The organism is Methylomonas sp. MS20 (assembly GCF_050275925.1).
Lineage (GTDB): Bacteria > Pseudomonadota > Gammaproteobacteria > Methylococcales > Methylomonadaceae > Methylomonas > Methylomonas koyamae_A.
On record NZ_CP189962.1, the window covers coordinates 4015772 to 4028886 of the forward strand.

The window sequence follows — 13115 nt, forward strand, 5'->3', positions numbered from 1 at the left end:
AGTCCTATGAGTTCAATTGAGCAGAACATCTACCAGTCACATAGTGGACCAGGTGATAATGTTAGAGATAAATATGTTTATCAAATTCAAAGCATTGCTCCTGATAATTTGCAAAAACCTATTGAACTTATATTGTCTGATATTAGAGAGAAGAACCCTATTTCAGCTAAAATTCGATTAGAAACCATTAAGGCCGCAAACTCACTAAATAAGGATAGTGAAATGCTCCTTGATAGTCTTTCGTTTCACCTTGATATTTTGGAAGAGAATGAAAAAATACGGCTTCATAGCGCTCTAATTTCATATACCAGTCATCCCCCCATAAATTCAATTTATGATTTATGCTTTGCAACATTAATTCGATTAGAAGCAGAAAGAAATCTAAGTGATGATGCTCGAGAACGATATAAACGAATTGAACAACCTGGACCTTTTTCTAATGAAGCATTTTATGAGCTTGTTGCAGATATTGATGAGCTGAAAGGTGTATTTGACAAAAATATAATTAATTTAACCGAAGGCGAGCTTAATGGCTTAATTCGAGGCTTTCTTAGAGCAGAAAATTCTTCATTGGCACTAACGTCAGCAAAACGACTTGAAAGTAGATTTCCTTCATTTAACAGCAGAGTGTTACGGTTCATTGCAGAATCATCGATACTTATTAACGAACAACTACAAAAAACTTGTTACTGGACAATCACAGCTACACTGAAGAGAAATCTTCTAGCATTAATTAAAGAGCTGGTTAGTTTAATTAATGAATCAAACGGACAGGATAAACGACTATTTGATGTTGCAGCTGTCTGCTTAAAGTATACTTTTGGCAGTGACAAGAGTTTGGAGGGTATATGCTGGAAATATGTTGATCAACTCGAAGAAAAGCATCAAGATGTAGCGGCCCAACTTCATAATATATATGCAGGAAACCCATCAAAAATTAAAGATGAGTTTTTGATTAACTATGTTAAGGCTGAACGCGATAAGGAGTATCGTGAACAGCTATTAACTGAAATAACTTCCGCAAAAGAAATTTCTACCGAAAAGTTTATAATTTTAAAGAATTTTGAACGCAAAAGAATTAGCCAATGGGCGAAAAAAGGCGGTGTGGTCGTTGCTGAAGATGAAATAGATGCTGATTTATGGAATTTGCAACTTAGACTTATTGCGCTTTCAGAAAACAATAATCGAACTGATATTGAAAATACAAGGCTTGAAGCAGAAAATTTTATCGAAAAAAACAAAGATAAATTGACGCTTGTCAATCCGGTAATACTTGTCGAGTTAGCTGATAGTTTATTACTTCATCCTGAGCTTACTTTGATTGCTAGTAATTTAGTCAAGCCGCTCTTGCCAGTAGCTGATTTCTGGGCCTCACCAATAGTTAAATCCTACCTTAATTCCTTGTTAATTAGTGAGCAAACTGCAACACTTACAAGTGAATTGAAAAATATCAACGAATCCGAGTGGGACTGTGACATATGGCTAATTCAAAGTCTGTTACAAGAACAAACAGGCAACTATGCTCAAGCGACAGAATCTGTTGATATAGCACTTGAACTAAATTCTAACGACTTAGATGCATGGTATTGTCTCATTAGGTTGCATCGAAAACTTGATCGCCCAGATGATACATTGCGTGAGCGTTTAAAAAAGATACCAGACAAAGCTTTATTAAAACAATCAAAGACCGCATTTTGTCTATTAATTGAAATCGCTAAAACTGGTGATTTTAGCCGCTCTGAGAGGATTATTCTTTCCTGGTTTATTGAAAATCCTGATGCTTGTGCAATGGCAATGAGCAATTTTAATTTTGCCTTGACCTTAAATGAGAAACTCGATTTAGAGGGGTGCGAAAAAGTTGGTGACTGTGTTGTTGGTGTTGTGTATACAGAAGATAACGTTAAACATACCAAACTGTTAATTGATAACCAATCAATAAAACATAATTGTCTGTTGGACATAAACTCCCCTTTGGGAAGTATTCTTTACGAACTTAGGGTTGGTGAAGAAAGGCAACATGGCATGCATGATTACAAATTAATCGAACGGCTACCTGCATATGTAGCGGCTTTTCGCATTTCATTAGATCTACGGCAAATACAAAATGATGGAACAGATAGTTTTTATGGATTTCAAGTGCCTAATGACCCCGATGAGATGCTGGCAATTTTTGAGGAAAAACTCTCAAGAATGCAGAGAAGCGATAATGCTGACATATTCGAAAATCCTGATATTCCAATATACTTTAAGGGTTATCTTTCACATCGGAACGATCCTTTAAAAGCAGCATTTGAGTTACTATCAACAAATAATATCGTCAAAAATCCGTTGCCTAACTTTGGCAATAGCTCCCCAACAAAAGCTATTCTGGATGTTTATGGAATTGCGTATTTGGCACTCACTGGTTTTGCATTTGGAATTAACAATACGTCAACAAAGTTTATAATTAGCGCTGAAACGAAATATTTTGTTGAAGAGTGGATCAAAGATATAAATCGGGAAGACTATTTAACTTTAGGTATTAGGCCCGGAGGTGGTCTTTTTCGTGTTACGGCAGAGGATATAAAAAACTCTGTACAGCATCGCATGATTGAAGATGCAATAGAACTAATTCTCTCTGAATGTGAAGTTATTAATCCTGGTTTAACTGATATACCTCCATTACTTCTTCGTATCCATGGCATCATTGATGACTCAGTCTATTCAAGCATAAAATTATCGATAAGCAATAACATTCCATGGCTGAGTATTGATGGAATACTGCCACAATTTATTCACGATTCTGATCTTGAAGTTGTCAATGCCTTAGTATGTTTCACCCGATTGGGTGAAACATTAAGCTTTGAACATAAGAAAGAAGGGTTGTATCTTCACGCGATGGAGTGCCTTCCTTATGCAATTACATATCAAGATTTAATAATGATGAGTGGTTCTAATGATGAACATGCACATTACTTTCTGTCAAAATTGATAAGGTTATATCCACATGCATTTGCAGACACAGTGAATGCGGTTGGATTTTATAGTGATTTATTGGTGAGAGTGTTGGGAAAGGCTTATTTTGATGGTGAAATATTAAATGGCTTAAGGATACAGAACCCAAGAAATAACGGTTACGCTGAAAGAGTGTTTAATGCTTGCTGTTTTGTATCTATACAATGCAATGATGATATAAAGGCAGAGGCTGCGTTTGCAATGCTGATCTGTAAACTAATTGAAAAACTGCCGAACATACCGCGTTTGATTCGAATAATTTCTTCAATGGCTACAGCATTTGCGAATGGGCATTTTTTAAGTATCCCAACAATAAATCAGAATATTTCAAACATAAATTCAGCTTAGCTTGAGTTACTTAAATAATATTCATAAGACTGCTGAATCCATTTTTTTACATCTACAAATGACTGCTTATGGCCGGTTGGTTGATGTCGCCAAGGTCTCCTTTATGGACATCCAATTTCCAGGCCCAGGATTTTGCTAACTGGACACTTTGGATAAATGCAATCGGCAAAATCGGTTGTATTACTTTCAGTCAAAAATTTACCAACGCCCCTTTTAAACAGCCGCCTGATTGTCCGCTATTAATCGCTTTAGCTCCGCTTTACACGCTGCCATACTTTTTTCGCGATAAGCGTTGTAATCGGCTCGCCACCAGTCCTGCCTCGCTTCGTACTGAGGCATCAGTTTATCTATGCTGAGCAGATCGTAAATATCGACCCATTCGCCTTCCACCTTAATCGCCAGCTTGGGATTGAAAATGTAAGCACCACGCATCACGCGATAAAACAGCTTGCGGTTGTGCTTGTCGTCTTTGTCGATTTCATTTTTGGCCAGAATGCTGGACAGGTAGGCTCTTTGCTTGCGGCGTTCGGGTAGGATGCTGACCGGCAAATGCTGAATTGCGTCGATGAAGTCCTGTGTGGTGAAGCCCTCGATACGGTAACGGAGTTTGTTCGGCATGACCCGGTAGAACAAGGTGATCATCAGATTCAGCAGGAAAAACTCCATGGTGTGTTTATCCAGTTTGACCAGGCGGCCATCGACCTGAATGCTCATGCTGGTGGGTTCCAAATGCGGATAAATGTCGGCCAGTTTCTTCCTGGCGTAAGCTTCGCTACGATCACTTTGCGCCAGGGCGATTTGAAAGGCTGTCAGGCCGTTGCTATCGACTTTTTCGGTATCGGCGCCGAGCGCTTCCATGGCCTTGATGACTTCGGCATTGCCCATCCAGGCGGCCACCATCAACGGCGTTTGGTTGAAGATGTTTCGAAAATCGGCGCCGTATTGATCGACTTGTTTCAACACCGCATCGGGTTTTTTGAAGCTGTAAGCGCTGTAGTGCTTTTGTTGCAGCAGTTGCAGGCCTTTGTCGGGCTGTTTGGCGGCCTTGAAATCGGCTTTCAACAGACTGTTGATGATATCGAGGTCTTCGTAGACCAGCGCGTACTCGAACAACATCATTTTGGCCTGCTTGTCGTTGCCGGCCAGCGCTTTCTGCTTCAACTCAGGCAATGCTGTCGCATCGATCACTTGCCAGGGCGGCGTTTTTTGCTTGAGTATTTCGCTGCGGATGCGCTCGGCCTGTTCCTGCTTGCCCTGTAATTCCAGCTTATGCGCTTCCTGTCGCCAAGCGTCGAGACTGGAATTCTGGCTGGCTAGTTGCAGACTGGCCTGGGCTTCGCCCAAGCCTAATAAGTCCAGCAGCGCCTGTTTGGGTTGACTTTCGATCCAATACAAATTCTTGATCGCCCGCGTCAGCGCGACGTACAGTGCATTGATGTAAAACTTGTAAATCTCCAGCGATTTGTCAGTCTTGTCCTTACCGCGGGCATATTTGAGATCATGCTGCAAATCGGCAGCGTCTACACCCTTGCTGATGTCCCGATAACGGGTTTCTTCCTGGCTGAGGAAGTTGTAGAGAATGATGTTTTCGTATTCCAGGCCCTTGGCTTCCTGGATGGTAAAGATTAACGGCGTGCCGAAATGCTGTTGGGCTGCCGGTTTTTGCTCGGCACTCATGACGATCACTGCGAAGCGGGTCGACGCCTTGGTCTTGTTGTCAAGTTCCCGGCGAATCTCTGTCGTGTCCTGCAAAAACAGCACTTCACCCTGATTGTGGCCGTTGCTTTCCACCAAGTAATGGCTTTCTTTGTCAATGGAGCCGAAGCGCAAATTTTTGATCTTTAAAATCCGGTTGGCAATTTCGGTTACTTGCGGTGAATTGCGGTAGTTGGTGTTGAGGATACGGATCAGCTCATCGCCGGTTTGTAAATCGTCCTGCCGGTAAAACAGGCTTTTGACCTTGGCCCAGGAAAAGAAGTTGGGATGCACGATCTGATTTGAGTCCCCGCACAGTAAAAAGTCCCGGCTGTGGCGCAGGGACTTCAGGATCAGATACAGCTGAATATTGGTCAGATCCTGCACTTCGTCGACCACCACAAAATCGTAACGGGTTTGAATGGATTGCAGATAGTGGTGACTGACGATGTTCGGGTCGTATAGTGCGTTATCGGCAAGAAACTGCAGATATTTTTCGAATACGTCGTAAACCGCGTCACGTTCTTCGGCCAGGAAGATCGATTCCTTGACGCCCAGGGCGCGATAATCCTCGCGGCTCAGCCAGCTTTTGTCGGTGGCGGGGCCGGTAATGACGCCGCGGAACTCCTCGAACAATTTGTGCGCGTCTTTCAGCCCATGGCCTTGGCTAAAACGGTTGAACCAGCTCTGAAACGCCGCAAAGCTGACCGGTTTGCCCGCCGGCACCTGGATGCTCTCCAGAAACTCCTGAAACGATAGGAAATCGATCTGTTGCTCGGGGTTGTCGTACTGGTGAGCGTAATACAGGTCGCGCGCGTTGTTGACCAGATAAGCCGACTGGGTGACATACAACACATCGCCCACCGCATGTTTCATTTTTTCCAGCGTCAGCGCAGTTTTACCACTGCCGGCCGAACCGATCACGATCAACGGCGCGGGCAAGTCATAAATGACTTGTTGACGGTCGTCGAAAGAGATGATTTTATCCAGCAGGTTGAAACGCGGCTGCTGGGGGTTGAGATAAACCAGTGCTGCGGCTTCGTCGATGGATACTGCCGAGATGTCGGGGATTTTGCTTTCATCGATCGTGCTGACCTGGCGCAGAAAGCGCGAATCCTGGTAAGCGTGGTTTTTGATGAATTCCAGAATCAGCGCATAGCGTTGTTCCTGATAACGATAGATGGCAAACAACAAGCGATCGCGCTGATTAAGCCGGGCCCGGTAGAGATTGTCACCGACCTTTTTGACCTCTGCCGATTTAAAGTCGTCTTTTTCCAGATAGCCTTGCAGTTTGGCAAAACCGGGGATGGTTTTTGGATCGAGTTCGTTATAGATCAGGACTTTCATGAATCATCAAAGTGGCAGACAGTGTTGTTGCGATGCGGGAATGAGGCCATCCGCTTCAGACATTGAAATCGGGCATGGCGCGGCGCATGAATTCGTCGAACAAGGGTACGGTAAAGGCCATGTCGCCGTGGGACGGACTAAAGACCATGCCCTTTTTGATCAGACTGGCGCGTACCGGCCCCAAAGTATTAATCTTAACGTTGAGCTTATCGGCAACGTCACCCGTCCGGTAAGGACCTTGACCGAGTTCTGCCATGGCGCGCAAATAGTTTTTCTCGCGCGGCGTCAATCGATCAAAGCGCACGCGAAAGAAGTTTTCATCCAGACGTTTGGAAACCAAGGCACTGCTTTCTCTGACATCCTGCAAAGTGATGGGCGATGTTACAGCGTGGTTCCAGGCCTGATAGCCCCATTCCTGGAGAAAATACGGATAACCTTGCGTCATGCGGTAAATTTCCTGCAAGGCTTCTGGTTCGATCGATTCACCTGCTGCGCGTATCGGCTCCTGGATGGCGGTAAAGGCATCGGGCTCCGGCAATGGCCCAACCTCCGGAAAACTAAATAGCCGTTCCGCATAGGATTTGGACTCTCCGGCTAGGCCCGGCAAAATCGGCAGACCCGCGCCAATCAGCACCAAGGGCAATTGCCGCTGTTGCATTTTATGCATGGCCATAATCAAAGCGCTCAATTCATCCGTACTGAAATACTGAATTTCGTCGATGAGTATCGCCACTGCAACCTGACGTTCTTCCGCCGCTTCGGCGACAGCCGTGAATAAACTGGGAAGATCGACTTCCAGGTCACCGCTGTCGGCCGATCCTGATTCGGGTTCGATATCCAGACCAATATCGAAGTCGCCCACTTTGATATTGATGGCGCCGATGAAGCTTTTTAGAACGGCAATGCCGCGTTTAGCTTTGTTGCCGGCGCCTGCCAGTCTGTCGAGATCAAATAGCAGGCGGCGCAAATGCGGCGCGAGTAAAACAGCCAAGTTTTTACCTTCATGCGCTTTAACCAACAACGTGCGATAACCTGCATCAATCGCCATACGCTCGATATCGTTTAATAGAACGGTTTTACCAACGCCTCGCAACCCCGTCAGTAATAAGCTTTTTTCCGGGCGCTTAGCACGCACACGTCCCAGCAATACCCGAGCGTGTTCCAGAATGGCGTCCCGTCCGGCCATTTCAGGAGGTGGCGATCCAGCACCGGGTGAAAAAGGATTTTTGATTTTATCCATAGCAATATCTCGAATGTATCAATTTATTCATAAATATACTACGAATCATGTATACATTTAAATAAATCGATACACTTCAATCCGAATGGGTGCATCTAAGGCATGAGAGATGAAGATTGCACGATTAAGCCTCAAAAAATCGTGCGTGACTTTTGCGTGATTCGGTTGTGGTACGTTATGCATTGTACTGCTACTTAGTGCAACGGGAGTCTTGATTTAGTTAATTAAATCAATCAGTTACAATGCATCTTGAGCACTTTTAATGCGATGGTCGTGCGTTCGAATCGCACACGACCCACCATCTTTAAGTCTTTGAACTGGAAAGACAAAGTCAACTGGATTGCCGTCGAGTTGAAGCAACATAACCGCAGCAAGGCGCAAATTTAGGCGCACTCTGCATTATTTGCTCAATGAGGTGGCGTAATGAACCAGTTAAATCAATCCCTCCCAAGCTCAACGGACAACCGTCCTTCTGAGCAGTCGTTGCTAATCCCTATTCGTTCAAAGAGCCCCGATAAGCTTTCCGCGTGCGCGGAATCCGGGCCGTATGCTGTCGAAGTATTTGCCGTAGGCACGGAAAACAAAATTCTTGGCGAGCGCTACGCCGTAAGGCAACATGCCGAGCAATCTGCCAGGCATCTCGACGCCGATCAAATGTTTCTTCACCGCGAAATTCGTTTTTTTCCCTCGGAGCTTTCCAAAGCTCGACAGGAGTTACTCAGCGAAGTGATCGGCGCGACCCGAGGAACATTTTTTGTCGTTCAGGGTGGCGATGGTCACCCACTCCATTATCATCTGATCGGTCCGCGGTTCCAATCCCTAGAACAGGCCGAAGCCTGGCGATACCTCAGCTTGCCGTATTACCCAGAATGCCAAGTCGTGCAGGACGAGTCCGGGGGCTTCGAGTTTAGCGCGACTAATCAGTCGGAGATCAATCATGTCTCGGCTTTCAGCGTGGTGGCTTTTGATGCCGAGCAAGGCCAGTCGGTTTCAATTGCCGATCGCTACTTCACGACCGAGGCCGACGCACGCCGCTATCAGCTTGAATTGCTACCAGATTACCCGGACTGCAACATCGTTCAGAGTCGCTTCCGCTTTAATGGCGTTCGCCATCGTCAAGAAATCCTGGAGGTTCTATTCGATGAAGATTCCGCCGCAGCGGGCGCGGAGGCGTAATCATGGCTTACATTCGACCACTATCGAACGGTAAGTTTCGCGCGGATGTCCGCATGAAAGGTATCGTTAAAAACAAAACCTTTACCTCCGAAAAACTCGCGCAGGCCTGGGCTGATGACATCGAAAACAACATCAAGGCCATTCCATTATTGGACCTGAGCCAATTGGCGGCCTTGAGCGAATCGGATGTCGAGCGGATGGGCGGCGCTACGCTTTTTGCTCACCTTGGTATTGATCTATTCGCGATTCGTAACTCCTCGAAGCTGGAAGCCATCAATGCGTTATCCAAGAAGGAGTTGTTGCAATTGTCGCCGCAAGAAATCGAGCGCATGGGAGGCGCCGAACTATTTATCAAGGCCGGCAAGCGCATCCGTTACAAGACGTTCCGCGAAGTCTGCGACGAATACCTGTCGCGGTGGAATAAAAAGGACTACAAAGGCCAGATGCAACGGGTTGATTACTGGTGCAGGGTTTTCGGCGATCGCATCATGACCGACATCGACATCTTCGACTTGCGAGAACACGTTGACGACATGATCGATGCAGGCGAGCGAACGACCACGATAAACCGCAAAAAAGCCGTACTTTCCAGTGTCTATAAGTTTGCCTTGAGTCGCGGCTACGTCGATGAAAACCTGGTGCGAAGCGTCGTGGTCGACGACGACACCCAGCGCCGGGATCGGGTATTATCGGACCAGGAACGCCAACGCTTGATTAAAGCCTGTCAAGCGTCCCATTGGGACAAGTTGTATCTGCTGGTGGTCATGGCAATGACCACCGGCGCCCGCAAAGGCGAATTGATGAATCTGCGTTGGAGCGACATTAATTTCAAAGAAGGCACCGCCTTTCTCGGCGATACCAAAAACGGTACGAGCCGGGAGCTTTACCTTGCGCCCGTGGTGATTACCGAGCTGAAACGCCATCAGGAAATCGGCACAGGCTTGATCTTCCCGTCGTTCGAGCTTCCCGAGCAACCGATGGACTTCCGCGCGGCCTGGCGCGCTGCCTTGAAAGCCTCAAATATCTCCGGCAAGGATATTTTGAATGCGGACGGCACCGTCAAGATCGAACGCTTTACCTTCCACTGCCTACGGCATGGCTTCTGCTCGGCGCTGTCCGACCAAGGCAAGGAAATCAATCAAATAGCCAAGCTAGCTGGCCACAAGAGCATTCAAACCACCATGCGCTATATCCACCAAGGCCGCGACCAGAAGCGGCAGATCGTCAACGAACTGGCGCAAGCGTTCAACCTGTAAAGGCTAACAGCCGGCTAGTTTTTGATTGAACTGGCCGGCCTCTCAATTCATGACGCGAATAATCAAATCAATCGGCGCTTTACGTTTAGCATATTGTGGCTTTACAATTATTTTAAAATCACTTTACGTTTAGTCCCTATGAGCACTGACCTACGCCACTCCATCTTAATAACGATTGCCGAAGACGGCAGCAATGTCGCCAGTCGTCTTGCCGTTGAACACGGCGTTTCCCGCCAAGCTGCAAGCGCTTGGCTGACAAAGCTGAAAAAAGAAGGTGTCATCACCTCATCCGGTGTGGGCCGTGGCGTGCGTTACCAACTGGCAACGATGGCGCAAGTGCAGCGCGTCTATCCCCGAGCCGGCTTACGCGAGGATATTGTCTGGGCCGAATCAATTTCGCCGTTGCTAAACGACTTGCCCGGCAATGTCCGCGACATCTGGCATTATGCCGTCACCGAGATGGTGAACAATGCCATCGACCATTCCGGCTCCGAAAACGTCGCCGTGGAATTGGTGCGCGATGCACTCAACACCACCATTTACATCGCCGATGAAGGAGAAGGAATCTTTCTGAAAATTCAGCGGGCGATGAATTTGTACGATCCGCGTGAGGCGATCCTGGAACTAGCCAAGGGCAAGCTGACCACCGACCCCGCCAACCATACCGGCGAAGGCATTTTCTTTTCGTCCAAGGTAATGGACGCCTTCGACATTCGTTCCGGCCTGTTGCATTTCATGCACGACGAATGGGGCGCCGATATTCTGCTGGAACGTCCCGCCAATGCGCCGGGCACGTTGGTATTGATGCGCCTGGCCAACGATAGCCCGCGTATCTTGCAAGACGTCTTCGACCAGTTTGCCGCGCCGGAGGAATATACCTTCGCCAAGACCATTGTGCCGGTTCGCCTGGCTCAGCATGAAGGCGAAAAGCTGGTTTCCCGATCGCAAGCCAAGCGTTTGACCATGCGCTTCGAGCGCTTTCAGACCGTGGTATTGGATTTTGCCGGCGTCGAGGAAATCGGCCAAGCGTTTGCCGACGAAGTCTTCCGGGTGTTCGGCAACGCCCATCCCAATACCCAATTACTGCCGATCAACTTAACCCCAGCCGTTGAAAACATGGTTAAGCGGGCACTGGCGGCTAAATGAGCATATTTAACAGGAATCGATGATGACGATGTTCAATCCCCCACACCCCGGCAGCATTTTGAAAGAGGACGTGTTACCCGAACTGGGTATCGGCGTCACCGAAGCCGCCGCACAGCTTGGCGTTTCCCGTGTCGCCTTGTCCCGCGTCGTCAATGGCCGGGCGGCCATTAGTGCCGATATGGCGATCCGGCTGGAAGCCTGGATGAACGGCCCGACCGCCGATACCTGGGTACGCATGCAGGCCGAATACGATTTGTGGCAGGCCCGGCAAAAGCCCAAGCCCAATGTCACGCCGATTCAGCGGCCGCGCGCGGCATAACGAATATCCGAATTAGCCAGCCTTACCCGACGGGGGACAGGCGGAGTCATTAATCGCTTGGCTGGCTATCCACCTTAATGACAATGCACTTGAATGGAGTGATTCAGGCCATGGGACCTTACCGAGAACCAACAGGCGAAGATATTTCAGATTTGCTGCTTCGTTTTGCACCAAAAGACATTTTGGAAGCCGTGGATTTAACAGAAGATAATAAAGATGAGTTTATTGATAGCTTTGATTCAGGTCGCTATCGTAATGGATATAGCTATAAAACTGATATAACGGCCTTAGCTTTATATTACAGCAATATAAATGCCGTCAATCACATTAAATATATAGATTACATAGAAAATGAGAGTCTTGCTCAATATTTCTATATAAATCCTGGTGTTATTTACTCTTTAATTCAATTTGTAAAAAGCGAAGAGTTTTATGAGGTTAATAAATTAAAGGACGATATTGATGCAGGTGATTTGCGAAAAAAAGATGAAATAATAAAACAAATTAAAGAAGAGCTTAAAAGATATAAAAGCGGTCCAAAAGCAAAATCAGAGGGAACGAGTGATAAATGGACGCCTGTTAAGAAAGACTTTTATGATTACATGAATATAAATCCAGAGTCAAAGGTTGAAGAAGCACGCAAGCTCATATTGAAGCCAAGGATTGGTATTAAAGACAGCGGATTTAAGATAATGCCAACAGATAAAACTTTGCGAACACACCTTCCGTACCCAAACAAATAAGCTAACAAATTACAGTTTTACCGGTAAAACTGCAACCATACCGGTAACTATGCAGTTTGTTTGATGAATTAGTTGTTTTGCATCAATACCATAGCCTCACACACCCAAACTAACTAAATGGAGAGTGAGAGCATGAGAACCGCAACAGATATATCCGCAGCCACGGCAACCGCCGGGCAAGTCAATGTAACGCTGGATGATATTATCCCGTCCGGCGATGTCCCCAAAAAATTCCCTCATCTTTATAGCGAAAAATCCTGGCGGTGGGCTGTTGTGCAGCGCAAAAACAATGGTTTGTCCAGGGCATTCCATAAAGTCGGCAAAACGCTATTTGTTAACACACGCGTTTTGGCCGAGTGCATCGTTTCGAATAAAGATACCTGATCGCATATTAAATGCGTTGCAAAGCCTTGTGAATTAAGGCTTGCAATGAATTAGGCGCAGATAAAGACGCAATTTCCCAGTTTTTAGAAAAAAGACTTCGACTCGACGGCAATTGAATCGGGAAATGCGTCAACAATCTACGTTAATTAATTTCGAGAAAGTTGTTAGGCGGAATGGCCGACTGGGTTGAATAATGAGCACAAAATATTTGTTTCGGAGATTAATAATTGCCTGCCGTTGTTGCGGGACGCCGTTGATGCGCGGCGAGCACCATATATGCGCGCAGTGCGCGGCCTATGGCAAGCTCGCGGCCAGCCAGGCCGAGTTTAGGACGGCAATGAGCCAGGCGGCGGGATCAGTTCCTCCGCAGCAGCAACACCGCAAAAAATAGGGCGAAAATGTCTAATCCATGGTTACGGCTATACCACGAATTCGCCACTGACCCAAAAATCCAGATGCTTTCGGAG

General features: G+C 46.6%; 9 protein-coding genes. 7 read left to right on the forward strand and 2 right to left on the reverse strand.

Annotation, left to right across the window (positions count from 1 at the left end; translation table 11 throughout):
- Window positions 1-6: 6 nt before the first annotated feature.
- Window positions 7-3342, forward strand: coding sequence for a tetratricopeptide repeat protein (locus ACQE3D_RS17885; protein WP_427551133.1), 3336 nt, complete (start codon window positions 7-9; stop codon window positions 3340-3342).
- A gap of 213 nt (window positions 3343-3555) precedes the next feature.
- Here ACQE3D_RS17885 and ACQE3D_RS17890 read toward each other — a convergent pair whose 3' ends face one another.
- Window positions 3556-6384 carry a UvrD-helicase domain-containing protein gene (locus ACQE3D_RS17890; RefSeq protein ID WP_427551135.1) on the reverse strand — a complete coding sequence of 943 codons (2829 nt, stop codon included), beginning with the start codon at window positions 6382-6384 and terminating at the stop codon, window positions 3556-3558.
- Between the two features lie 55 nt (window positions 6385-6439).
- Window positions 6440-7624 carry an AAA family ATPase gene (locus ACQE3D_RS17895; RefSeq protein WP_427551137.1) on the reverse strand — a complete coding sequence of 395 codons (1185 nt, stop codon included), beginning with the start codon at window positions 7622-7624 and terminating at the stop codon, window positions 6440-6442.
- A gap of 423 nt (window positions 7625-8047) precedes the next feature.
- On the opposite strand from ACQE3D_RS17895, the gene ACQE3D_RS17900 reads away from it, so the two are divergent.
- From ACQE3D_RS17900 to ACQE3D_RS17925, 6 genes are all read left to right on the forward strand, one after another.
- Window positions 8048-8800 carry a hypothetical protein gene (locus ACQE3D_RS17900; protein ID WP_427551139.1) on the forward strand — a complete coding sequence of 251 codons (753 nt, stop codon included), beginning with the start codon at window positions 8048-8050 and terminating at the stop codon, window positions 8798-8800.
- 2 nt (window positions 8801-8802) lie between these two features.
- Window positions 8803-10056 (forward strand): tyrosine-type recombinase/integrase, encoded by a 1254-nt coding sequence (locus ACQE3D_RS17905; protein ID WP_313729617.1) that lies wholly within the window; start codon window positions 8803-8805, stop codon window positions 10054-10056.
- 138 nt (window positions 10057-10194) lie between these two features.
- Complete coding sequence (locus ACQE3D_RS17910) at window positions 10195-11202, forward strand: STAS-like domain-containing protein (RefSeq protein ID WP_313729616.1); 1008 nt, start codon at window positions 10195-10197, stop codon at window positions 11200-11202.
- 28 nt (window positions 11203-11230) lie between these two features.
- Entirely contained in the window at window positions 11231-11521 is a 291-nt protein-coding gene (locus tag ACQE3D_RS17915; protein WP_313729615.1) for a HigA family addiction module antitoxin, read from the forward strand.
- A gap of 89 nt (window positions 11522-11610) precedes the next feature.
- The gene (locus ACQE3D_RS17920; protein ID WP_313729614.1) at window positions 11611-12264 is read left to right on the forward strand and encodes a hypothetical protein; all 654 of its coding nucleotides are present in this window, start codon (window positions 11611-11613) and stop codon (window positions 12262-12264) included.
- Window positions 12265-12396: 132 nt separating this feature from the next.
- Window positions 12397-12648, forward strand: a complete 252-nt coding sequence (locus ACQE3D_RS17925) for a hypothetical protein (RefSeq protein WP_313729613.1) — start codon at window positions 12397-12399, stop codon at window positions 12646-12648.
- Window positions 12649-13115 lie beyond the last annotated feature (467 nt).